This is a genomic window from Peribacillus suis (assembly GCF_059384845.1).
Genome location: NZ_CM182019.1, coordinates 1779386 through 1804908 on the forward strand (window position 1 = coordinate 1779386; position 25523 = coordinate 1804908).

A 25523-nucleotide genomic window follows, 5' to 3' on the forward strand; every position below is an offset into this window, starting at 1 on the left:
ATGAGTATCTATCTATCAAACTATTGGACATTATATAAGGAGTTTGTGGAAACATTCCATCACTTGAAATATAAAGGGATTCCGATTGTACTGTTAACTAATTTTTATCAACAAATTGATTCTGAACTAAGAAGTCAGATGGAAAGTGAAAGCTTTCTAGTGAATCTAAAAACCCAAAGATTAGATCAGGCGATGATTCAACCTTATTTTGAAAATTGGCTTGAAAAAATCAGAGACCCTTTAATAAAAAAGCCAAAGGAAGGAAAGGTCTTAATCAATCCAGACTATACTCGAATTCCTGAGCGAACGTATATGAATATGTTTGATCCTAAACAAACAATCATACTTTCCCGCTCAAAAGCTACTCAAATGTATGGGATTCCTATTGAAAGTGTTGGAAATTATGAGGAGAAAAATGATGAGGCTTCCGATGAAATTGTAAAAGAGGCAACGACTATTTTTGAAAAATTCAACCAGCATCCGGCATTTGGAAATGTTTTCTTTCAAAAATCCTTTATTAATCGAATTACGCAAATCGTTACGATGATTAATATGGTTTTTAACCTATTTGATAAAAAAAATATTTCCTCCATCATTGTGGGAACAACTGAAGATATTCAAAGCAGAGTGCTTTCAATTGTGGGATTAACAAAAGGAATCAAGAGCATCTGTTTACAACACGGGATTTTAATGGGAGAAGAAGCGTTTATGCCGGTTTTTACAACTGTAGTTGGTGTCTATGGTGAATATGAGAAAAACTGGTATTCGAACAGAGGGTTAGCCAATGATCGAATTGCTGAAATAGGACACCCTAAATTTGATGAAATTTATCACCAATCCCCAATAGATAAAGCAACCTTTATAAAAAAATATGAACTGGATCCCAATAAGCTTACATTATTGGTCATTACGGGCCCGCAGTTGGATTTTGTTAAATTCGAAATTTTAATTAAGAGTATTATGGATAATCAAAATTACCAAATTATTTTAAAGCCTCATCCGTGGGAAATAGGTAAAAAGAAGCATGGAATATATTTGAAACTTGCAGAGAAATATAAATCATTAAAAGTTTACACTGCGAGAGATAATAATCTATATGATTTAATTTCTCAGGTCGATGGAGTGGTGTCCTCTTTATCTACAGTGGTTTTAGAAAGTATATTATTTAATAAGCCTGTGTTTGTTTTTAACTTCTTAAATAGTAATCGGTTCTATGATTATTTCGATATATTGGGCAATTATATTCAGTCAAATCCCAATCGACTTACCGAAGTTATAAATAATCATTATATTTCTAGGCTCCACGAGAATGCTTATAACAATATAAGAAATCGTTTTTTATCGATGTCATATAATGATGGACGTTCCAGTGAAAAATTGGCGAATTTAATTAATCATTATTGTAAATAGGCAGGGTAATGGGATAGAGTCCTTTGCATATCAAACCTTTAAGATGATCCAAACAGTAGAAACACTCATTAAACTGAGTTTTTCTACTGTTTTTTTAGGTTAAGATGAAAATTATTGAGGTGATTAATAAAGCTTCAGCAGGTTCGGAGAATGGCAGTGCTGGTGATGTTTTTTCTACCGCTGTATTGAATTTATGTAAGATTAACTGGATTTGGCAAGATAAAGAAAGGGTCTAAATAGATATTAATAATGGATAGATTAGCTTATTTAGTAACCGAGAATAAATTGAAAAAAGGTTCGGAATGTGAAATTCCGAACACTTTTTGCGGTAATTTGTCATTTTAACTTATAGAACTCTCTAGTTTCTTCTACATTGCATATAGAGGTCGGCTATTTTAAAATTGCTTGTTAAACAGGATAAGCCGTTGCAATAAATATAACCGGTCCATTAATCTCAAATGTAAGACCTGGTGATAACTCTGGATCAACTTGTGCTGTCAATACATACGTGATAGACCCCAATCCAGGAGTTGAATCTATGCCTAACACGGAAGTTAAAAATCTATCATCCTCTCCCGATTCAAAACTTACACTCTCACGACCTTCCCAAACAATCGGTCCACCCACTCCTCTACGGATCCTCCAAATCACTGACAAATCAACGAAGTTTGGTGAAACAGCAGCTAAATTCAAAAAGCTCGGTGCACTCCACCCTATCTGTCCCTGTAAAACAACCACAGCATTTTCGGAGAGAGTGATAGTAAGAGTGGTAATAGTAGCTTCTTCATTAGTCACTGTTAGTAATCCAGGAGATGGGACAAATACGTCGACTGGTTCAGAAAATGCAAAACCAACAATACCCGTATCTCCAGTAGCGCCAGTAGGACCCGTAGCCCCGGTAGCGCCAGGAACTCCAGTATCTCCGGTAGCGCCCGTAGCCCCGGTAGCGCCCGTAGCCCCGGTAACGCCAGTAGGACCCGTAGCGCCAGTAGGACCCGTAGCCCCGGAAGCGCCAGTAGCCCCGGAAGCGCCAGTAGCCCCAACAGCCCCGGTAGCGCCAACAGAATCAGTAGCCCCAGCAGGACCCGTAGGACCCGTAGGACCCGTAGGACCAGCACCAGTAGGACCCGTAGGACCAGTAACTCCTACTAATGGGAATCCAATGCTTACATCAACGTTTTGTTGAACTCTTTGTCCACTTTTACATCTACATTTACCATGGCCGCAATCTTTACATTTTTTTCTTTTATCTTTACTCATTTTTTTCCTCCTTTTTCCAAGACTACATTATCTTATTAATGTAATTTCAAAAGGATTGGACAAAAGTATTATTGAAAATCAAATTATTTTAAAGGGGGAACTGAGGAAGGAGGGAGAGGTTAACAGTTACTATAATCATTTATAAAAGGAGATGATTTTGTATTAGATATGATTGATGTAATAAGGTGGGGAATTGGACTTAAACCCTTAATTATTAACGAAAGACTCAGTTCGTATAAATGCATTATTGTTCCATAGATCTCGGTAGAATACTATTTAAAAAAGCCCTGGAAATAAGAGTGTCCTATTTCCAGGGCTTTTCCTATGGTTAACTTATAAAAGTCTATTCAATCAACAAACACATTCCTTTTATGCCATTTAAAGTATGGTTTATTATCAGGATGAAGGGGGATTTTTATACCCTTACTTAACTGGTACGTATCATATGTTTCTTCAGTAATCTGCTCAGAAATATGTAGTCTGCCTTGACCGTCAAAGGAGATAAGGCCTTTTTCATACAAGGCATCATGATTGAAGCATAATAATAATCCATTATACGGGTTAAGGCGCTCATCATCGGTACTGTCCTTCCATGGTTTAGAGTGACTACTCTTTAGCAGGGCATCCATTTCTATTCCGCATAGCGGGCATTTATGGTTCCAAAGAGGCGTAACCAATTTTCTAAATTTTTTTTGACCACAGCGAATTTTCATTTTGGCTTCCGATTCTGTTTCAGCAAGAAGTGCTTGTAGCGGATTCCGCTCTTTAGCAATGACTTCATCGACAGAGAGTTCTAATTGATCTTCGTCCGAATTGAAGATGTTAAGCATACTCATATATTCTAAAAGTTTTAGTGTAAGTTCTTCATTACAAGGATATAGGTATCCTGAATTGCCGGTTGCATCCTCCTGGAATGCTGAATATTTAATAGGAAGATATGGAGCAATACCGTCAAAGTATTCACGTATATTCAGGGGGACCTCCAATTCACGATACTCGGTTTCAACTAGATAACCATTATCTGTCCATCTAGTATGATTTCGAATTTTTTGAGGTTTATTATCTTCTTGACATCCCTTCTTTACAATACTTATCGCGACAATCGATCCCTTTACGTAATGGAAAATCCGATCGCCACTTTTAACTTCTTGCATCAGTTTAGATGAGTGAGGTACTAAACCGGATTTATCGATTTGAGGGGACCAGATGATCCCTAAATGTTTTTCTTCTTGATAAGTAGTACCTTGCATGACAATAAAACTATTCAACGTCTTTCCTCCTACTTGCTACGATATGCGATTTAAATGAAAGAGCTGGTTTGCTTACTCTTTGGACATATTCTATGTAACTTATCATACCTTAATTATTTTAGAAATGTAACGATAACGTGTCAAATGACGAAGTATGAATGCGGGGTGAAAGAAATCATCTCGGAAACCATTTCAAATGTAATGTATGTATAGAAAGGGGATATAACTAATGCAGAAGTAAAAAAAGAGTAAGCATCAAACAGTTACAGTGTTTGATGCTTACTCCAGTTGGTTTTCTGTAATGCGCTTAATGGCATTCAAATCATTAGTTAAGAATTCGAACGGCTTTTACGAAAAGAGGTTTCCAGTATGAACCGTTGATGTTTGCATACGATACACCTTTGGAAGTTGAAGCATTAATCATTTGATTATTCCCCGCATAAATTCCTACGTGATTAATCACTCCATCATGATTAGTATCATAAAACACCAAATCACCCTTTTTCAATGAATATGAAGAAACAGGTACTCCCATTTGAGCTTGGCCAGTTGATGTGCGAGGCAAGGAGATCCCTGCTGCTTGGAATGCTTTCATGGTAAATGATGAGCAATCAAAGGCATCAGTGCGCGATGTGCTTGCAGCATATTGATACTTGGCCCCTAAGTATTTTTTAGCGGCGTTTAAAACGCGGTCCACTTCAGAAGAGGCAGAAGACACAGTCTTTGTAGCAGCTGTAGTTGCCTTTCCAGAAAGTTTAATAGTCTGTCCAATACGTAAAGTATTAGCATTTTTGATGCTAGGATTTAATGAAAGTATAGCTTTGACGGTCGTTTTATTTTTACTTGCAATTTTGGAGAGACTGTCCCCAGACTTAACTTTATATGTACTGCCCGATTTGTTTGCTGTACTGGTTGCACTAGATGTAGTGGCTTTTCCAGAAAGTTTTATGGACTGTCCAATACGTAAAGTATTAGCATTTTTGATGCTAGGATTTAATGCTAGCAAAGCTTTGACAGTCGTTTTATTTTTGCTTGCAATTTTGGAGAGACTGTCTCCTGACTTAACCTTATATGTACTGGTTGAACTGCTTTTTGCAGCTGTAGCACTAGTTGAAGTAGCTTTTCCAGAAACAATGATGGATTGTCCAATGCGAATTCGGTCTGAATTGGAAATGCTAGGATTCAATTTCAATAATGAATTTAGCGAAAGATTATACTTTTTAGCAATTCCACTTAACGTATCCCCAAGTTTAACCACGTGTTTCTTTGTTGAAGTTGTACTTTTCACCGTGGATTCATTTATCTTTAACACTTGTCCCGGGAAAATAAGGTTATTAGAAAGTTTATTTTGCGATTTTAATTTTTGAACGGTTGTATGATTTGCTTTAGCAATTTTATATAGACTATCACCTGATTTAACATGGTATGTACTAGCATATGCTGAATTGCTGGCAAATAGGGTACCTATGATAGAACCCGCGATAATGAAAGATTTTTTTGAACTATTCATAAAAAGGAAGATTCCTCCTGATATTCTATAATATTATTGCACTATTTTTATAGCGCAATAATATTATAAGGCAATTAACCCAATAAAATATTAAAAATAGAAAAAAATTCTGATTTAAACATTAAATTATCATTGCTTATATTACAGGGGTGTTACGAAGTGTTGGAATGTTGGAGTGTGTAAGTGAAGGGTGATCCCTATTACCTATAAGGTTTCAATAATTTAGAAAATATATATATTTCAAGTCAATGATTTATTTTTGTTAAAGTTACCCATAAAAGGATTGATTGCTACATTGTAATTTAGAAAAGGTAAAACGTAACAATAAACAAGATAGTTTTACATATTTTTAAATTATCTTGGAATGGTAAACTAAAACTCCCTTAAAAGTATGATTGGTATCTATAGTCTTCCAAAAGAGCGGCGTGATTAATGTTTAGCGATGAAAATCAATGAAGTTTTACTTCGGAAAAACCATATTGAAGTTAAATAAGGTAGAAGGGTAATGTATATTGGCGAACTTCCTATTGGAAACTATAGAATCTAGAGATAATACGTTAGTAAAAACTATATACATCGGCATCAATTGTCTGAAAAGAGTATAGTAGTAGAATGATTCCGACTATTTTAAAGCATATTGTAATAGTTAATACTTTCATTTAGAATGATACCCATTACTACGAATCATCATCATATAAATATCCTTGTATAATATCAGTGAAAAGGTCTGATAGTTTCTACCTGGCTGCCATAAAAAGCCGGACTACAAGGAAGCATGAATAAAAGAGATGAAACAGTTATAGGTAGCATTTTGTAAGTCACTATGTGATCACTTGCAGAAGGTCCCACTATTACTTTGTTTTTTTGAAGAAGCTTTTATTTTTCATGCTTTCTGTCCAGTGGCCGAAAGCATGAAAAATAAGGGCTTTTTATGTATGTATTCAACAGTAAAAGATAAAGGAAGAGGGTGTCGTATGTATTTCTTATTGAATATTCTAGGGGTATTGGTTGTCATGGGTATCGTATACTTGTGCTCACCTAATAGAAAAAACGTGAAGTGGAAAATCATTCTTACGTTGCTTGGCATTGAATTGGTTATTACATGGTTCATGTTGTCGACCACCATTGGAACATGGGTCATTAAACAGATTGCTACTTTCTTCACCTGGTTGATTGCTTGTGCAAATGAAGGGATTTCTTTCGTGTTTCCTTCTGTTATGGCAAACGAACAAGTGGATTTCTTTTTCAGTGCGTTGATGCCAATCATCTTCATTATTACGTTTTTTGATATTCTATCGTATTTCGGCATCCTGACCTGGATAATAGACAAAGTCGGTTGGCTCATTTCGAAAGTGTCAGGATTACCGAAACTGGAGAGCTTCTTTTCTATCCAGATGATGTTTCTTGGGAATACGGAGGCTCTCGCTGTTATCAGGATGCAATTAAGTTCTTTAAAGGATAAGCGTTTGCTGACCTTTGGAATTATGAGTATGAGCAGTATAAGCGGTTCGATTATAGGTGCGTATTTATCCATGGTTCCGGCTGAATTTGTATTCGTCGCTATTCCATTGAATTGTTTAAATGCCTTGCTTATAGCCAATATGTTAAATCCTGTTACTGTCAGTAAAGAGGAAGATGTCGTATATATTCCTACAAAAGAGGAACGTAAAGACTTCTTTTCAACCATTTCAAACAGTATGCTAGTTGGAGTCAAGATGGTGATCGTCATTATGGCCATGGTAATCGGCTATGTCGCATTAACGGCTAGCCTTAACGGTATTTTAGGGCTTGCGGTAGATGGGTTAACAATCCAAAAAATCTTCTCTGTCATCTTTAGTCCATTCGCTTTCTTGTTTGGATTAAATTGGGAAGATACGATGTATGTTGCTCAATTAATGGGAATCAAACTGGCAACGAATGAATTCGTAGCCTTGCTCGACTTGAAAACACAGATCAGCGGTTTGGCCCCGCATACAGTAGCTGTGGCCGTTACGTACCTGACATCATTTGCAAACTTTAGTACAGTCGGCATGATTTATGGAACGTTCAATTCGATTCTAGACGAGGAAAAATCGGGTATCATTGGAAGAAATGTTTGGAAGCTATTGCTTAGTGGAATGGCAGTCTCCATGCTTAGTGCCATGATTGTTGGGTTGTTTGTTTGGTAACGCTATGTATTATAGTTTTACTAGAAAACCTTAAATATTGTGATTTTAATACGTAAATTTAAAATAAATTTAGCCAAGTGATTTTTAGGAATCCTTGGCTATTTGGTATTTATAATTGGAAATCTGTTGTTTTTTGGAGAGAAACTTAATAAAAGAGAGACTATGAGTATAAAGGAAACGAATCATGATAACGAAACATGACGATTTAATGTTTTCAATATACTTTTACATGTGCCCTCACATACTCGTCCACATATGAATATATTACCCTGAAACAAAAGTAAAGTCCCTCATCGGCAATATACTATTTGAACAAAACGGGTTGGGAACTGATGTTAATCGTTTCTTTTCATTAACCGAATTTACTCTCCTCATTTCGTGTCTAACTTTTTTAGATTATAGAAAAAGAAGTGATAGTATTGATTTCTTCTATAAAGATTGCTTGTGTAATGCTTGTGTAATTAATGGAAAGTTTTTAGAGAAGGTGAAAGTGAACCCCTTTTTTCAAACCTAAGAGGTTTATTTGAGTTATCAAGAGCTTTGACAGAGCATAGTATTGTATCAGACGAAAAATTATGTTTAGACGAAGAAAAGACAAAGCTTCATGATGTACATGAGAGGAGTTAAAATGAATCAACCTGTCAGTAAGCGATCACTGAACTTAACCCTTGGTACAGTCCAGTTAGGACAGCAATATGGAATCGCTAATAAGATTGGTAAGCCCAATGAAGAAGAGGCAATAAATTTATTAACGTATGCTTTTTTAAATAGAGTAACGACTTTTGATACTGCTCCTGGTTATGGAGAAAGTGAAGGTCTATTAGGGAAATTCTTACAGGAACAAAAGAACCTTTTAAAAAACGTTCCGAAGATTTTTACAAAATTACCGGAAATTAAAGTGGAAGAAACTGCTTCATTTAAGAGAATTCACGATGAGGTAGAGCTAAATTTGAGACTATCCTTGAATAAATTGTCTCTTCCGGTCCTTGACGGCTATTTATTGCATAATGAAAATAATTTATTCTCGCATAATGGAAAGGTCATTAAAAGCATAGCATTATTAAAACAACAGGGTCTGATAAAAACCATCGGTGCTTCTGTTTACAGTTCGGAAGGTGTACGAAAGGTAATTGCCGCTGGTTGTTTTGATATGATTCAAGTACCTATCAATGTTTTTGATCAAGATTTGATCCATTCGGGGTTATTGGATGAACTTTCAAAACATCAAATAAAAATATATGCTCGCAGTGTTTACTTACAAGGATTATTATTATTACCGAGCAATGAGTTACCTGAACATTTAAAAGAAGCAAAAAAATGGATAGATTTACTTCGAGAAATTGCTTCTGAAAACAAAATCCCCCCTTATCAATTAGCCTTTTGCTTTGTAAGAGATTTGCCACAGATTGATAGTATTGTTGTTGGTTGTGAAACATTAACACAACTTAAACAAAATATTGAAATGGAGACAGTTCCCCAGTTACCAAGTTATGTGATGCTTCAATTAATGGAGTTATTTAAAAATGTCCCTAGAAATATAAAGAATCCTACGATGTGGAATTAGGAGGCTTCTACCCTATGAGTTTAGGAAAAATGTTTGACTTAAGCGGAAAAACGGCTGTTATAACAGGTGGAGCTGGGTATTTAGGAGCGGCTATTTCAGAAAGTTTAGCAGAAGCAGGGGCGACCGTTTTTATTGCAAGTAAAAATCAAGTGAAGTGTCAACTATTAGCAGACTCATTAAATCAATCCTATAATACCGGCAGTTCAGGTATTTTCATGGATGTCGGAGATAATAAATCAATCGCTGACTGCTTTTCTAAAATCAATAAAATGGGAAGAAACATTGATATTTTAATTAATAATGCGTATTTTGGCTCTGGTGGTACGTTAGAGAAGATAAGCGAAGAAGAATGGAACAGAGGAATAGATGGAACCATTAATAATGTTTTTAAATGCACAAAAAATGTATTGCCATATATGATTTCCAAAAAAAGTGGTGTAATCATAAACGTCGCCTCTATGTACGGGATTATTTCTCCTAACCCAGATTTATACGTTAACAACCCTTATCATAATCCCCCCCATTATGGAGCAGGAAAAGCCGCAATCATCCAATATACACGTTACCTTGCCTGCCATTATGGAAATGAAGGTATAAGAGTAAATTGTATTTCTCCAGGTGCATTTCCCAATAGTAACGTACAAAAAGATGAAACATTCGTAAATCGATTAATTGAAAAGAGTCCTCTAAGGCGAATCGGACACCCTGATGACTTAAAAGGAGTAATTGCCTTATTAGCGTCTGACGCGTCAAGCTATATAACAGGGCAAAATATTTCAATCGATGGCGGTTGGACTGCTTGGTAGGTCTCCCAATTTAATGGATAGTAGATTTATTAACCTTAAATCATGACCCTATCAATCTTACCAACTATGGCAGAAGATGAATTTCAAGGTGTATTTAGAAAATAAACAAAGATATTAAAAAATACTTGAAATAAAGGTGAAAAAATTGTCTGAAATTAAAATTATTGCTGAAATTGCAAATGCTCATCAAGGCAAACCAAACAATCTTGAACAGCTAATTACTGAGGCTTCAACTGCAGGTGCCGATGCAGTTAAATTTCAATGGTTTAAATACGATCATTTAGCCACACCAGATTATGAAGGGTATCAGGCTTATATCAATTTATTTATTAATGAAGCCAGGTGGAAAGATGCGTTAAATCTTGCTATCGAACATGATTTAGAAATCTGGGTCGATGTATTTGATGACTGGGGTATGGAATTAGCTAAGAAGTATAATTCGTATATTACTGGTTTTAAAATTCCACCAACCATCATTCAGTCAAAGTTTTTGATCGAAGAAATTTCCAAGTTAAATAAACCTATTTTACTAGGAATAGGTGGTTGGTACGATCATGAAATTGTAAAAACTCTAGAATTTATTAAGTTGAATACATCTTTACCAGTAATCTTAATGTACGGGTTTCAAGGTTATCCTACTAAAGAAGAAGATGTCCACTTAGCTCGATTAACGTATTTAAAGAATAGGTTTGATTGCGCTATTGGTTTTGCAGATCATGAGGATGGTGAAAATCCCTTAGCCGTTGATTTGCCAGTCCAAGCGTATTTCGCAGGTGCATGTGTAATTGAGAAACATATCACACTTGACAGGTCCTTAAAAGGTTTTGATTATTATTCTTCTCTAGAACCGAAAGAATTTCAAGAGATGGTTAATAAACTAAGGCTAGCTGAGATTGTGATGGGGGATGCCACGGTTAATGAATCACAGAGAAAATACCTGAAGGATTCTCTAAAGGTAGTTGCTAAACAGGATATTGAACAGGGTGAGGTGATATCTTTTAACAAGATTACTTATAAACGATCAAGTAATATTAATGGATATATGCCTTTGGATTTTGAAAGCAATTTACCGCTTTTAGCGAAAAATAATATCCTTAAGAATGAATCCATCTTACCTTCAAACGTTATAAAACCAAAGATCACAATTGTTGTAGTAGTACGGTTGAAATCAACTAGGTTACAGAGAAAAGCAATACTTCCTATAAATGGAGTAGAATCCGTTAAACGATGTTTATTAAATTGTTTGGCTTCTGAAAAAGTAGATCATATCGTACTTGCCACTTCTGATTTGGAGGAGGATTCCCCATTAACGAAGTTCACCTTAGATGGAAGAGTGACAACTGTTAAGGGAGACCCTGAAAATGTAGCAAACAGGATTTTAAATGCAGTAGAGTTGACAAAGGCGAACATTGTCCTTCGTGTTACTGGTGATTGTCCAGCTGTATCTCCAGAAATTATCGATTATTTAATAGATAGTCATATACAGAGTGGTGCGGATTTAACAATACCTACCAGCAATCATGCTATTGGGACAGGTGCTGATGTATACTCTGTAAATGCTCTAAGAAAGCTGTTAGCCCTTTCCTATCCACTAAACCATACAGAATATCTTTCATTTTACTTCATTAACAATCCTCATTTATTTAATGTTAATAAGGTAGAACTTCCTCATGAATATACCTTTCCACAATGGAGATTAACACTAGATGAAGAAAATGATTATAAGATGTTTAATGAATTGTATAAAGGATTGAATATAGGAGAGGAACCAGTTAAATTTTCTGAAATTAGAGAGTATTTAATAAAATATCCTGAAGTAGCTGATATAAATGCCCTTGTTCCTCTAAAATTTAGAGATAACTCAAACATTTTGAAGGAAATAAATGATTCCACGACTTTTAGATAATCATTTTTCCTTTTCTATTCAAAGGGGTTATACGTGTAGATACCCAAATTTATATGAGTATGGGGTATAATGAGACATTAAATTTTTTAGGGTGAATTAGTAAAAAATGTTAATTGTCTATTTGACCTGTGGTGAACATAATGGGACATTTAATGTGAATTTGTCGAAATAAACGGTTATAAAGTTTTAAGACTTCCGGCTTTTCAAATGAACTTAAACATTCCATATTGTACGTAACACTCTCAATAGTATGTCTAATTGATGGGTCAAGCGTATCCCTTCTATAGTACGGAGTGCTGCTGATAATTAGATAGAAATTGTAAAACAGGAAGGAGGAGGCATAAGCGTTGATTAACAACGCTTATGCCTCTTCCAATTGAGTCGATGTCGGCTAAATTCACCCCATTTATTTTAGATTTTCTAGGTATTTCTCCAAATCCTTATCAACTATGAAAACTTCGATCCGTTCACCCGTTTTGGTACTAATGTCACTGTGTGAAGAAAGGACTTTACAACCTGTTAGATCCTCGACAATTTTTTCATAATCCTGACTGTACATTTCACGTAGAAGAGAGCGCATTTTTTTTACAAGCTTCTTTCCAGAATCCTGACTGACGAGGTGTTTTTCTTCGACAGTCAAGACTCCTTTAAAACGAGTGATCAGCATGTCATTAATAATGTAGGTTTTAACTTCTTGTGGACCTCTGCCTATTAAATCACGCTGGAATTTAATGAATGCTGCACTAATTTCGGCTTCAATTTTCTTTTTTTGGTTTAACATAATGCCTCCGATTTTTTTCATCGATCGTATATGGGATTCATCATAATGCTGGATTGAAGTTTTTGTCAATACAAGTTTGTATATATATTAAAATATTAGAAATATATAGGATTAATGAGGAAATAATACTTTTTCTTATAAAAACGGAAGTATATGGTCAAATATGAATATATTTGCGAATATATGGAATTTTAATGAGGTTTACAAAGGTTTACTGATGAGCGTAGAATATGCTCATCAATAACAATTTGATATCGGCCAAATCTCAAGTAATTGAGAACGGAGGACCCACTATTTATGGGGTTAATTCTGCATTTGCAGAAGGGATGTGAACTCTTTCGCCATCCTACCCGTCAGCTAACTTCGTCGGCTAAAGCGAAGGAGGTCATAAGACCACCTTAATCCAGGAGGCTTTTTTGTTGTGTTTGTAGCAAAATAGCAACCTGTCATTTCAGTAGGTCTTTTTATTATGCCTATAATTACATGAAAAGGTTTCTTGGAAGACAGATCGCAAAGAGCGCTGAAAAGCTTGCTAGGCGATAAGTAGACCAATGAGTACTTTTTCTCCACTAATACTGTTTGCTTTTGCAAATATTCCTGTTTGGATTGTGAATCACTTTTTTCACTTTTGAAACTAGGATAGCCATGCAATGCGGACTATTGGAGAAGGGGTAAGCATTGGTCTATTTTTTGTGTTCTTTTGGTACCTATTTCTCCACTGATCGCGCCAGAGGTAAATTGTAAAGATTTAAAAAGGTGAAAGGAAGGTTTGGATGGATGCTATAACAATCTTTCTAATGGGTACACCCTTTTTACTTTTATATGGATTCATTCATTTTTGTAACAAAGTTATAACGAAAAAAGGAGAGTAGTATAACATGTTATTCATTCTTATTGTCGGGGCGGTTACCGTGTATTTAATTCATGCTTTATTATACCCAGAGAAATATTAATAGAACGATAACGGAGGAAATGTAAATGGATTTTTTACAAATCAGTGTGGTGTTGTTTTTGATGGTGATCCTAGCCGTACCATTGGCCAAATATTTAACGACAGTATATTCCCTTGAAACCACGAGGCAAGACCGTATGTTCGGGTGGTTAGAAAGAGGCATTCTTAAAATATCTGGTATTAAGAAATTCGATATGAATTGGAAGCAATATGCACAGGCATTACTTCTAAGTAACTTAGTCATGTTTGTCATCTCATACATGATTGTACGGCTTCAGGGAGTTTTACCGGGCAATCCAAGCGAGATAGCCAACATGGATCCGTTATTGGCATTCAATACGGCAGCAAGTTTTCTTACTAATACCAATTTACAGCATTATAGCGGAGAATCCGGACTTTCGTATTTATCACAAATGGTTGTCATTATATTCTTGATGTTCACGACACCAGCAACCGGTCTTTCCTTATGCATCGCTTTTTTCAGGGGGGTGACCGGTCAGAGGAGTTTAGGGAACTTTTATGTAGATTTAATTCGTTCCATCACTCGGGTGCTACTGCCTCTCTCCATTTTTGTCTGTTTGGTCCTGGTATCCCAGGGGGTGCCACAAACCCTTGGTTCTACGGTAATGGCTACTACGTTAGAGGGAGCCACCCAACATATTGCAAGAGGACCTGTGGCTGCATTGGAGTCAATAAAGCACCTTGGCACAAACGGTGGTGGATTCTTCGGTGTCAACTCGGCACATCCATTTGAGAACCCTAATGGATTTACGAATGTATTAGAGATTTTATCGATGTTTCTCATTCCTGCTGCCCTTCCATTAACATTCGGATATATGGCGAAAAATAACAAACAAGGATGGATCTTATTTTCAGCAATGGGACTCATGATGCTTGTCTTCCTAAATGTGAATTATGCTAGTGAACAAAATGGAAATCCCAAATTGGAGGCAATAGGCCTTTCACAAGAGAGTGGAAACTTGGAAGGGAAAGAAGTCCGATTTGGGGTGGCTCAGAGTGCCCTATTTACAACGGTGACTACAGCTGCCACTACAGGTTCAGTTAATAATATGCATGATACGCTGACGCCGCTCGGGAGTATAGCGCCACTGGCCATGATGATGCTGAACTGTGTATTTGGTGGTGATGGGGTAGGCACGATGAACATTCTTATGTATTCTATATTGGCTGTATTCATTGCTGGACTGATGGTCGGGCGTACACCAGAGTTTTTAGGTAAGAAAATTGAAGGGCCGGAAATGAAATTAATAGCCATGACAATCCTTCTACATCCGTTAATCATTTTGGTACCATCTGCTATTGCACTAACGGCACAGATGGGGACATCGGCCATTTCAAATCCAGGTTTCCATGGGCTCTCTCAAATTGTATATGAGTTTACTTCAGCTGCAGCCAATAACGGTTCTGGTTTCGAGGGCTTAGGGGATAATACACCTTTTTGGAACATTTCCACAGGTTTGGTCATGTTGTTTGGCCGTTATTTTTCCATGATAGCGATGATTGCTGTTGCTGGATCATTACTTGCTAAAAAACGTGTCCCAGAGACGATGGGTACATTTAAAACAGATAATCCTACATTCCTTGTCATTCTTTTATGTACGGTTTTAATTATTGGAGCTTTGACTTTCTTCCCAGTGATTACCCTAGGACCTGTCGCAGAATGGTTAACGATTAGATAAACGATGAAGAGGAGTAGTACAGATGAATACGATGCGTAATGGAAAAGTAAATAATGAAATGCTTTTTGAAGCAATAAAAGATGCTTTCAAAAAAATGAATCCCAGAGCCATGGCACGAAATCCAGTCATGTTTGTGGTGGAAATAGGATTTGTCTTGACCCTTTTTCTAACTATATTTCCCGATTTATTTGGTGGAATATCAGATAGGGGATATACCAGTGCAGTGACTTTCATTTTGCTCCTGACCATCCTGTTTGCCAACTTTGCTGAAGCATTAGCGGAAGGTCGTGGTAAAGCACAAGCGGATAGTCTGAAAAAGACAAAGCTTGATTCAAAAGCAAAGTTAATCCAAAAAGATGGATCTGTAAAGATAGTCGATGCCACGGAACTGCAAAAAGGTGACATGGTTTTAGTGGAGGCCAATGATTTAATTCCTAGTGATGGAGATGTCATTGAAGGGGTGGCTGCTGTTGACGAATCGGCAATAACTGGTGAATCTGCGAATGTCATAAAAGAACCGGGTGGAGACTTCAGTTCTGTTACTGGAGGAACAAAAGTAATGAGTGACTATATAAAAATAAAAGTTAGTAGTGATCCGGGGGAGTCATTCCTGGATCGAATGATTGACTTGGTAGAAGGAGCTAAACGGCAAAAAACACCGAATGAAATTGCACTTAGTACACTCCTTGTGAGTTTGACGCTTATCTTTTTGCTTGTTTGTGTGACACTCGTACCTATTGCTTCCTATATTAAAGTGACATTGCCAATCGCAACTTTGGTGGCATTATTGGTATGTTTGATCCCAACAACCATAGGGGGTCTTCTTTCAGCGATAGGCATAGCTGGAATGGACAGAGTGACACAATTCAATGTGATTGCCAAATCGGGCAAAGCTGTAGAAGCTGCAGGAGACATCAATACTATCATTCTCGATAAAACAGGCACGATCACACATGGTAACCGGATGGCTCATGCCTTGCTGCCAGTACAGGGTGTGAATCAGAAGGAACTTACTACATTCGCAGCCTATTCATCCTTACATGATGAGACACCGGAAGGCCGCTCTGTTGTCGAATTTGCCAAAAGATCAGGATTACTTGAAAAAGAATTAGAAAAAAGTGACTCGGAAGGCATTGACTTTACGGCAGAAACGAGGATGAGCGGGACAGATTTTTCCGATGGAAGAATCGTCAGAAAAGGTGCCGTCGATTCAATAAAGAACTATATAAAGCAAGAAGGCGGAAACATTCCCAGCGATTTGCAAGACATTAGTGATGAAGTAGCAAGCCAAGGGGGAACGCCCTTAGTAGTCGCAGAAGGAAATCGGATCCTAGGTGTCATTTATTTGAAAGATACCGTTAAAGCAGGTATGAAAGAGCGATTTGATGAATTGAGGAAAATGGGCATCAAAACCGTCATGTGTACCGGAGATAATCCTTTAACGGCCGCCACAATCGCGAAAGAAGCCGGGGTAGACGATTACATTGCCGAGGCAAAGCCGGAAGATAAAATTGCCGTAATTAAGCGTGAACAAGCGGAAGGCAAACTTGTCGCGATGACCGGGGATGGCACGAACGATGCCCCTGCATTGGCACAGGCAGATGTGGGGCTAGCAATGAATACAGGAACAAATGCAGCCAAAGAAGCAGCAAACATGGTGGATCTGGATTCAGATCCTACAAAAATCATTGAAGTAGTGGCGATTGGAAAACAGTTACTCATGACACGTGGAGCATTAACAACGTTCAGCATTGCCAATGATGTGGCTAAATACTTTGCGATCATACCAGCTATGTTCATGCTGGCTATCCCACAAATGAATACATTAAATATAATGGGATTAGCCACACCGCAAAGTGCGATATTATCAGCATTGATATTCAATGCCATTATTATCCCGCTCCTGATCCCGTTAGCCATGAAGGGTGTAAAATATGTTCCGATGAGCGCTTCAAGATTATTAACTAAGAATTTGTTCCTTTATGGATTAGGCGGAGTGGTCGTTCCTTTCATTGGCATTAAATGTATAGACCTAATACTTGAACTGTTTAAAGTAGCTTAAAATCAAATATAAGGGTGAGAATAGATGTTGAAAAATATACGTGTAGTTTTGGTGCTATTCATGATATGTGGTATGGCTTATCCGTTACTCATAACAGGACTTTCACAAGTGATGATGCCTGCACAAGCTGAAGGCAGCTTAATTAAAAATGAAAAAGGGAAAATCATCGGGTCAGAATTAATTGGTCAATCTTTTGAAGAGGCTGGCTATTTTCATGGCCGGGTTTCTTCTATAGAATACGACGCTGCAGGTTCAGGGTCGCCAAACTATTCACCATCTAATGAAGAAATGATCAAACGAACCAAAAATGAAATGTCTGAATTTCTAAAAGCGAATCCTTCTATTAAAAAAGAGGAAATACCTTCTGACTTGATGACAAACTCTGGGTCAGGTCTTGATCCAAATATTTCTCCAAGAGGAGCACTTGTTCAGGTTCCGCGTATCGCAAAAGAGAGGGATATATCTGAACAAAGTTTATATAATCTAGTCGAAGAAAATACGGAAAATCGTTCATTTGGACTTTTCGGCGAACCTCATATTAATGTGTTGAAATTAAATATTGCTTTGGATGATCTAAAATAATCGAGTTTAGGAGAGTTCTATTCACTCTCCTATTAATCTAGAAAGGAATCTGGGGGTAGTTATATGAACGAACACTTTCGAAGGAAAACACCAGATGAAATTCTACAATCTATTTCCGACATCAAAAAAGGCAGACTGAAGATTATACTCGGATCTGTTAGTGGGTCCGGAAAAACCTATCATTTGCTTATGGAAGGAAATGAGTTGAAAGGGCGTGGTATTGACGTAGTTATCGGGATTATTAGTGATGGGTGTAACCAAATGACAATGGAGCAAGTAGGTTGCCTAGAGGCAGTGCCCACAATTGAATGGAAGAGTAATGGACTTATTAGGAAAGATTTACATGTAGCTGAAATTCAAAAAAGAAATCCTGAAGTGGTTTTAGTTGACCAGTTAGCTCACAAAAACCGGCCGTCTGCTAAAAATCCGACTAGATTAGAAGATGTTATGGAATTAATAAAAAGTGATATCAGCGTTATCACAACAATAAATATTTATGAATTGAAAGGAGTAAAGAAAGTTGCTGAACACCTACTGAATCTCCCGCTTCATGTAAGTGAGATCCTACCCGAGAATACGTTGACGCTGGCTGACGAAGTACGCCTCTTGGATGTGACACCCGAAGCAATACTTAAACGTCTGCAAGAAGGAAAAATCATGGAAAACAACAAGAAAACAGAAGCCGATATGAAACTATATAATCGAGATAACTTAGCGGTTCTTAGGGAGCTGTCACTCCGTTTTTTGGCTGGAGAAGTGGAAGAAGATCTTACTGAACATAGAGAACAGGAAGGGTTAATGGGACCATCTGGTGCTTCTGAACGAATCTTGGTATGTGTACAATACCATTGGAATGGCTCCATTTTAATTCGAAGAGGCGATCAAATAGCCAAACGATTAGGCGGAGATTTAGTGGTGGTTAGCTTTATTCCAAGTCAGAAAGAGCTATCTAAAGAGGAGTCGTTATTTAAAAGTTCTATACAAAAACTTATCATAAAGCTAAATGGGAAGTTTGAAGAAAGAGCCATAAACGGGGGTGATATTGCTGAAGAAATCGTTGGGTATGCCATGAAGCACTATATAACCCGGATTATCCTGGGTCAATCCAAAAGGACGAGATGGGAAGAAATCATCCATGGTTCTATAGTCAATAAGATATTGGGCCAAACGAAAAACATTGATGTATGTGTTGTAGCGGATAGGACAAAAGGAGAAGGTGAAAGGGTATTGCCTGCCGTTCAGTCAAAAAAAAAGAAAAAGAATCCATACCGAAGACTCTCGCCTGAAGAAATAAAAGAAAAAATACAGGGAGTGAAAAGAGGAACATTAAAGGTGTATATTGGTTCTGCTCCTGGCGTAGGGAAAACATATACCATGCTGAGGGAGGCCAATCAATTAAAGAAAAGTGAAATTGATATTGTGATTGGATTATTGGAGACACATGGTCGTAAAGAAACGGCTTCCCAAGTTGACACGTTAGAAACAATACCCCGGAAACAGGTTCCGTATAAGAACGTCTTGTTAGAGGAAATGGATCTTGACAGAATCATCATCCGTAATCCTGAAGTTGTGCTTGTTGATGAATTGGCTCATACAAATGTGCCAGGAAGTAAGAACCAAAAACGTTATCAAGACGTTATTAACATATTGGAGTCTGGGATATCCGTTATTTCTACTATGAATATTCAACATGTAGAAAGCTTGAATGATAGTGTAGAGCAAATTACAGGGGTTCGCGTACGTGAAACGGTTCCTGACAGGATTCTACAATTGGCCGATGAGCTTGAATTAATTGATGTCTCCCCAAAGGCGCTTAGGCAGCGAATGCAAGAAGGGAATATTTATACCATGGATAAGGTGGAGCAGTCCTTGAATAATTTTTTTAAGACTCGAAATCTTATAGCCTTGAGAGAACTTGCACTCCGTGAATTAGCAGATGATGTAGACGATAGGTTAGAATCATTCAAGCGAAAAGAAGGGGTAAGGGGCCCTTGGAGAAAAGCAGAAGTAATCTTTGTTTGCGTTAACCTTAAACCAGACTCTGAGCGTTTGATTAGAAGGGGTTTCCGGATAGCCTATCGACTTAAAGCAAAGTGGTATGTAGTGTATGTGAAGGATCAACGAACATTACCTAATGACAAGCAAATTATATTGGATAAAATAAAGAACCTTACGAAACGATTAGGTGGCACTTTCGAAATGTATTCAACAACCAACAGGCGAATGGTGGTAAGTGAAGTCACTAAACAATTACAAGACAAAAAAGCTACACAAGTCATCATTGGACATTCAGCAAAAGAAAGGTGGCAAGAAATCATTCAAGGTTCGATTGTCGCACAACTTTTAAGAGAAGCAAGACACCTCGATGTTTTAATTGTGGCTGATTGAATGGACGTTCACGAGTGATGTATATTCATAGAATGGATTCCTGCATCAATGAGAACCTAATAAACATTAAACAGGCGGTGTGTTCCCAGACACTTTCTTTCTGATTGCTTGTGTTTGAATGAATATCGCTCCAATTAACTCTAGCTGATTCATGTCAAAATATTGAGTTATAGGGAATGTATATAGAGCTTCATTTGTATTTAAACGACTGAAAATTATCTGCTTAGGTAACTACGAGGCAGCTTTCTGTAATATATGAGTCTTCCGATGTCATAAACATGGCAGAATATTATTTTTAGAAGGATTCATACTTTGATTTAAAAATAAATATCACAAGAACGAAGTATAGAGAAACCCCAAACAATGCAGGTTTCTCTTATTCTGATTAAATGGACCAATAGCAAATCGATCTATATTTTCTTTTGCTTTCCCGTCTATTATTAACTCGCATAAAATCCATATCCTCTAGTTTATATCCGTTTTTGCTTTTAAAGCCTGCTTCCACCAGAGGCATCAATAACTTGCCCCGTGATCCATCGTGCTTCCTCAGATGCTACAAATGCAACGATATCGGCAACATCTTCAGTGGTGCCCACTCTAGAGAATGCAGAAAATGCCTCCGCTCCGGCCCGTCCTTCTGGGGTGGCGAGCATATCCTCGTTCATATCAGTAGCCGTAATTCCCGGGGCCACTGCATTCACAGTAATGCCTTTGGATGCAAAATGGGGAGCTAAGGCCAAAGTAAGTGTGTCTATGGCTCCCTTGGAAGCGGAATAAATGGTATGCATGGGACCAGCCACACGAGTAAAGCCAGAAGAAATGTTAATGATTCGTCCACCGTTCCGAATAAATGGGCTAGCTGCTTGAGTAATGAAGTACGGAGCTTTAAGGTTAACATTCATGACATCTTCAAACGTTTCAATCGATGTTTCTTCAAATGGAATGGCCGGTGAGATACCTGCGTTATTGATTAAGATATCTAAGTGTACAGTCCCCAACTCCGAGCGAGTAGCATCTTCAAATGCGGTCCAAAGCTTTTTTATACCGGAAATACCAGTGGTTAAATCTCCTTGCAGAGCCACAGCTTTTGAACCCAAGGACTTGACATCATCCACAACTTTTAAAGCAGCATCCTTATTATTGGCGTAATGAACACCTATAAATGCCGCTCCGCCAACAGCTAATTTTTTGGCTATTTCAGCCCCTATCCCACGACTTGCCCCTGTAACCAATGCAACTTTACCATTGAATTTTTCTTTATTCGTCGACATATCATCTACTCCTTTAAAGATAAATTGAATGCATAATCAATATTAAAAGATTATAATGATTCTGAATAGTACGATATTTGTGTGTCGTTACGATCAAAGGGGATATTAAGAAAGGCGGACAACAGTTAAATGTAGGCTTGTTTTTTAGCATGACGAATAGAGGTAATATGAACTTAGAGTAAAGGAAGAGGTGGAGTTCCATGATTGAATTAACAAGTGCTGACTTAACTTGCCCGTTCACTACAGCTCAGAAAGTATTGTCGGGTAAATGGTCCCTCGTAATTATCTTTCATCTAAAGAACGGACCCATACGATTCAACGAACTGTTAAGGAAATTTGACGGCCTAACACACTCGTCACTGACTAAACAACTGAGGCAGCTGGAAAACTTTCAACTTATTCACCGTGAGGTCTATCATCAAGTTCCGCCAAAAGTGGAATACTCCCTAACCGAATTGGGGGAAAAGCTCTTCCCAACGATTAATGAGCTCACGGAATGGGGAAGCAAGTATATCGATAATTGCAAGAGTGTTGAAAGATAACCGAAACCAGGCCACATTACGTTTGTAGTCGGTCGTTCATGACTTATTCGAATTCACTGGACGGATTAATTGGAATCATGGGCGGCATTATGTCACAAACCCCATAAAACCCCTTGATAATAAGGGGTTAGAAGGTTTATATGAATGATATACAAAACTAAGTCGGACATAACCTGAACCGCCGTATACCGAACGGTACGGACGGTGGTGTGAGAGGTCGGAGGCTAGGCGCTCCTCCTACTCGATTATTCAACTAATGTCCCTGTTTGAATAAGTACATTCACAAACACCTTTAGCTCCAAAAAAACTAGAGCATCGTATCCGTTAATAAACAGAAACTGAATAAACTAATATCTATTTGAATTATTTTTTAGAATAAGAGGAAAGACCCCGTCCGATAAGGTTTGCGGAAACAGGCTTTCTTCCCAATTCTCTTGCCCAAATTGATAGTTGTCCTATATGATGAATTTCGTGAACAATGCTATGTCTCATAACTTCGCCCCAAGTATCCGTTACAATTCTTCCATCTGGAAGGGTATCGTAAAATGATTTATTTTCCATACTTACATCCCAGTTATTCACAAATTTTTCCACTTCTAAATGAAATTCTGCGTCCAATTTTCGAACCTTATTCAAGCTTTTATAATTATGGAAACTCTCCTGAAAATCAGTTTTCCCCTGTAAGAGACGTATCCAGCTCCACTCGACATCAATAATATGGAAAAGTGTATGTAATATACTTCCCATTCCACCTGTTCGGTTTTGCAAAAGCTCATCTTCACTTAACTCTTCACACCAACGATACCAGTCTTCTCTTACCATCCAGTTATATCTGAAAAGTGTTTTCAATAAAAACCCTCCACAATAAGAAAATAATAAACTGATTTCACAAGCCCTCAATGGCTTCAGGGTGTTTTTGCTTTGATAAGTTCGTCACGGAATAATTTCAAAAATAGTACCTTGGTTAAAATCAGTCACTTTCATCGAGCTGTAAACCCCTAAATATAGTGTAGTTTGATCAAGATTCGTTCCCAAGCTCACATAATAAGCTGATTGGGAACCAAAATTATAATCGGTTTGAATCACGTCAAAATCATTTCGTTTACAATCTTCCCTTATACTAGTGTAAGCTAAAACCCCTCTAGCCGGAGATTGACTTTCTTCCTTCCGGGCAAGATCAGTAAACACAACATTTCCTGCTAAGGCGGGGATTTTAACCCCCATATAGGGTTGCACTCCTGTCAGTGCAGTTCCTCCAAATTTATCGGGTCGGGGATCTTTATGAAAATAACTAGTCACAGGTTCAAGACGATTTCCTGAAACTTTTAGTGCCTCATCATAATAAGCCATTGTTTTCTCTTCCAAAGTTGGATTCGCAGAGCAACCCTTTACAATTGGAGTAGGGAGGATACCTTCCCACGCTCGCCAGCCAAAGTTAATCAATCCTTCTTGGCCGGCTTCAGACTTCATGATGAAAGCTCGAGCAAGATGGGTAACCGGTATTGGTTTATACGGACCGAATGAAAAAATGGACTCTACCACATCCTGTCCGACATTTCCCACATATTTGATGTACTGATTATTAAATCTTTGAAATGAAATGCCAGGTATATTCCGTACGCCTTTAACAATCATAGTAAGTGTTTCCTGAATAGGTAGGGGAAGTTCATTGAACCGTGTGACGATGGGGGGATTTCGGATGAATGTATTCTTACCTACATCAATTTCAATTATTTTACCGGCGATTTCCATGTCGTTCTGGCTTAAATTGAATGGATCAAAGCCTGACCCACCATCCCCTGTGGTTAAAACGAGTTTTCCTGTTTCAGGTGAAAAGTTTAAGCTATTTACACCATTATGATTAGAAAATGGTCTTCTTATGTTTAGTAATGTCCGTCGTTGTTGAGGTTCACCATTCGAAGGTAAAACCCATTCTTCCAAAGTATCAATATGGTCATATTGAGTTTCTCTATCGTCCCACTTTAGGTTTAACGTCCTTAAATCGCACGGGTTAGGTGAAAAAGAATCAGGAAGAGCACCAGGGCCCTGTGCTCCAGCTACTGAATAATGAAGGTAAAACAGACCGTTATCATAAAATTGGGGATGAAAAGCTAGTCCTAGCAAACCGCGTTCATCATATCCACCTCTAGAAGCACCTAGTTTTACGATACGCAGGCGAATATCAATAAACGTCCGTATAACTCCGTCTCTTATATAAAAAATTTCCCCTACTTGGGTTGCGATGAATATTGTTTCTTTTGAGTCACCCGGGAGTATCGCTGTTTTCAAAACAGTCGGTAAATTTATCTTACTTACAATGGGCCGTAAACCAACCTTCACTCTTTTCAATAAATTTACACTCCTTCTTCGTTTTTCTTTTATAAAGATATGATTAGACCTGTTTTATTAATACCAAATAATGAAGGCATAATGTACTATGCCTTCATAAATCAGTTATCTATCGTTAAGTTGGATAGATAACCAGTGATTTTTAGATAAAACAGTGAATAATATAAGGTTAGGTTACTATTTGATGGAGGTGGGATTTCTGAAGAGGGTAAAAAGTATAGCCGTACAGTATTGGCAGCATCCTTTTTTTGAAATCAAACGTGACCTTACGGAATGGTTACCTACCACTAAACTAATACTCACCGCGATATTAAGTTCGTTTGCAGCCATATTTCAATCAGCAGGGGGATATATGCCCGGCATTGGTTTTGTCGTAAGTGCGATGACGACATTACCTATATGTTTAGCAACGATTGTATCGGTCAGATACGGATTTCTTTCTTATTCTGTGACAATCCTTCTGGTATTGTTTATCCAACCTAGCGAACTACTTATTTTTTCCTTCACAACGGGTATTCTAGGATGGGTACTTGGTGTTTCCTTCTATAAGTCGAAAACAAGGCTTATGGTTGTTTTCTTGTCGGGAGTTACCTTATTTATGGGAATCATAGCGATTCTTTTCATTTTCCGCTTTCCTGTGTTAGGCCCAGGCTTTGGTACGTCTTTTCATTTTCTATCCTTATTTCTCATAGCGGTTTTCAGTATTCTGTATGCATGGATAGCAACAGAAGCTAGTTCGTTTGTTCTGAAGCGATTGGCTCAAACCCTGCCTGATAAAGTGATCAAGCCGGTGAATGATGTTCAGGACAGGAAATTCAGAAAAAATGTAAAAGTGAAAAAATAGAGTCGTAGCTAACCTGCTTGGGCTCTATTTCCTGTGAAACTATAAGAAAAAAGGTTTATTTCTAAAAGAATTAGAATAGGGGTTAATCGAAGTTATAGACTCCTGGAGTACTTCATTTAACGAAGCAACAGATCCACCTACAAGTAAAGTGAGAAAGTAAATCACCAGGCGTTCGAGA

The 25523-nt window shown here is 37.6% G+C and carries 19 protein-coding genes and 2 riboswitches; of the genes, 12 read left to right on the plus strand and 7 right to left on the minus strand.

From position 1 onward, the window contains the following. Positions 1-1410, plus strand: coding sequence for a CDP-glycerol glycerophosphotransferase family protein (locus tag AC503W_RS08760; RefSeq protein ID WP_427686208.1), 1410 nt, complete (start codon positions 1-3; stop codon positions 1408-1410). 408 nt (positions 1411-1818) lie between these two features. Here the strand turns inward: AC503W_RS08760 and AC503W_RS08765 are convergent, their stop codons facing one another. The 3 genes from AC503W_RS08765 to AC503W_RS08775 form a co-directional block, all read right to left on the minus strand. Next, a complete protein-coding gene (locus tag AC503W_RS08765) occupies positions 1819-2670 on the minus strand; it encodes a hypothetical protein (RefSeq protein WP_494916902.1) in 852 nt (283 codons plus the stop codon). Positions 2671-3017: 347 nt separating this feature from the next. Then, entirely contained in the window at positions 3018-3938 is a 921-nt protein-coding gene (locus tag AC503W_RS08770; protein ID WP_427686204.1) for an HNH endonuclease, read from the minus strand. A 307-nt stretch (positions 3939-4245) separates the two neighbouring features. Next, a complete protein-coding gene (locus tag AC503W_RS08775) occupies positions 4246-5430 on the minus strand; it encodes a C40 family peptidase (RefSeq protein WP_427686202.1) in 1185 nt (394 codons plus the stop codon). Positions 5431-6114: 684 nt separating this feature from the next. Beyond that, positions 6115-6216: riboswitch (purine riboswitch) on the plus strand. Between the two features lie 188 nt (positions 6217-6404). Here AC503W_RS08775 and AC503W_RS08780 point away from each other — a divergent pair. The 4 genes from AC503W_RS08780 to AC503W_RS08795 all read left to right on the plus strand — a co-directional run bounded on the left by AC503W_RS08780 (position 6405) and on the right by AC503W_RS08795 (position 11874). Next, positions 6405-7598 carry a NupC/NupG family nucleoside CNT transporter gene (locus AC503W_RS08780; RefSeq protein WP_427686200.1) on the plus strand — a complete coding sequence of 398 codons (1194 nt, stop codon included), beginning with the start codon at positions 6405-6407 and terminating at the stop codon, positions 7596-7598. A 628-nt stretch (positions 7599-8226) separates the two neighbouring features. Further along, positions 8227-9162, plus strand: a complete 936-nt coding sequence (locus AC503W_RS08785; protein ID WP_427686198.1) for an aldo/keto reductase — start codon at positions 8227-8229, stop codon at positions 9160-9162. 14 nt (positions 9163-9176) lie between these two features. Beyond that, positions 9177-9968, plus strand: a complete 792-nt coding sequence (locus tag AC503W_RS08790; protein WP_427686196.1) for an SDR family NAD(P)-dependent oxidoreductase — start codon at positions 9177-9179, stop codon at positions 9966-9968. A gap of 136 nt (positions 9969-10104) precedes the next feature. After that, a complete protein-coding gene (locus tag AC503W_RS08795; RefSeq protein WP_427686194.1) occupies positions 10105-11874 on the plus strand; it encodes an N-acetylneuraminate synthase family protein in 1770 nt (589 codons plus the stop codon). A 406-nt stretch (positions 11875-12280) separates the two neighbouring features. On the opposite strand, the gene AC503W_RS08800 is transcribed toward AC503W_RS08795, so the two are convergent. Next, the gene (locus AC503W_RS08800; RefSeq protein ID WP_402872487.1) at positions 12281-12655 is read right to left on the minus strand and encodes a Na-translocating system protein MpsC family protein; all 375 of its coding nucleotides are present in this window, start codon (positions 12653-12655) and stop codon (positions 12281-12283) included. Between the two features lie 246 nt (positions 12656-12901). Further along, positions 12902-13042, plus strand: a riboswitch (cyclic di-AMP (ydaO/yuaA leader). A gap of 491 nt (positions 13043-13533) precedes the next feature. Here AC503W_RS08800 and AC503W_RS08805 point away from each other — a divergent pair. The 5 genes from AC503W_RS08805 to AC503W_RS08825 all read left to right on the plus strand — a co-directional run bounded on the left by AC503W_RS08805 (position 13534) and on the right by AC503W_RS08825 (position 20339). Next, complete coding sequence (locus AC503W_RS08805) at positions 13534-13608, plus strand: potassium-transporting ATPase subunit F (protein WP_427591906.1); 75 nt, start codon at positions 13534-13536, stop codon at positions 13606-13608. Between the two features lie 25 nt (positions 13609-13633). After that, positions 13634-15307 (plus strand): potassium-transporting ATPase subunit KdpA, encoded by a 1674-nt coding sequence (gene kdpA, locus AC503W_RS08810; protein WP_427686192.1) that lies wholly within the window; start codon positions 13634-13636, stop codon positions 15305-15307. A gap of 22 nt (positions 15308-15329) precedes the next feature. Then, complete coding sequence (kdpB, locus tag AC503W_RS08815) at positions 15330-17369, plus strand: potassium-transporting ATPase subunit KdpB (RefSeq protein ID WP_427686190.1); 2040 nt, start codon at positions 15330-15332, stop codon at positions 17367-17369. Positions 17370-17393: 24 nt separating this feature from the next. Further along, positions 17394-17951 carry a potassium-transporting ATPase subunit KdpC gene (gene kdpC, locus AC503W_RS08820; protein ID WP_427686188.1) on the plus strand — a complete coding sequence of 186 codons (558 nt, stop codon included), beginning with the start codon at positions 17394-17396 and terminating at the stop codon, positions 17949-17951. A 63-nt stretch (positions 17952-18014) separates the two neighbouring features. Next, positions 18015-20339 (plus strand): histidine kinase, encoded by a 2325-nt coding sequence (locus AC503W_RS08825; RefSeq protein ID WP_427686186.1) that lies wholly within the window; start codon positions 18015-18017, stop codon positions 20337-20339. 488 nt (positions 20340-20827) lie between these two features. Here AC503W_RS08825 and AC503W_RS08830 read toward each other — a convergent pair whose 3' ends face one another. Beyond that, positions 20828-21610, minus strand: a complete 783-nt coding sequence (locus tag AC503W_RS08830) for an SDR family oxidoreductase (RefSeq protein WP_494916909.1) — start codon at positions 21608-21610, stop codon at positions 20828-20830. A gap of 200 nt (positions 21611-21810) precedes the next feature. Between AC503W_RS08830 and AC503W_RS08835 the strand changes: the two genes are divergently transcribed. Then, positions 21811-22152: a winged helix-turn-helix transcriptional regulator gene (locus AC503W_RS08835; RefSeq protein WP_494916911.1), complete on the plus strand. Its 342-nt coding sequence runs from the start codon at positions 21811-21813 to the stop codon at positions 22150-22152. 363 nt (positions 22153-22515) lie between these two features. On the opposite strand, the gene AC503W_RS08840 is transcribed toward AC503W_RS08835, so the two are convergent. Next, the gene (locus AC503W_RS08840) at positions 22516-23001 is read right to left on the minus strand and encodes a DinB family protein (protein WP_402872505.1); all 486 of its coding nucleotides are present in this window, start codon (positions 22999-23001) and stop codon (positions 22516-22518) included. An 84-nt stretch (positions 23002-23085) separates the two neighbouring features. Continuing rightward, complete coding sequence (locus AC503W_RS08845; RefSeq protein WP_494916914.1) at positions 23086-24501, minus strand: PQQ-dependent sugar dehydrogenase; 1416 nt, start codon at positions 24499-24501, stop codon at positions 23086-23088. Between the two features lie 184 nt (positions 24502-24685). Here AC503W_RS08845 and AC503W_RS08850 point away from each other — a divergent pair, with 184 nt between their 5' ends. Beyond that, complete coding sequence (locus tag AC503W_RS08850; RefSeq protein WP_494916916.1) at positions 24686-25345, plus strand: YybS family protein; 660 nt, start codon at positions 24686-24688, stop codon at positions 25343-25345. Positions 25346-25523 lie beyond the last annotated feature (178 nt).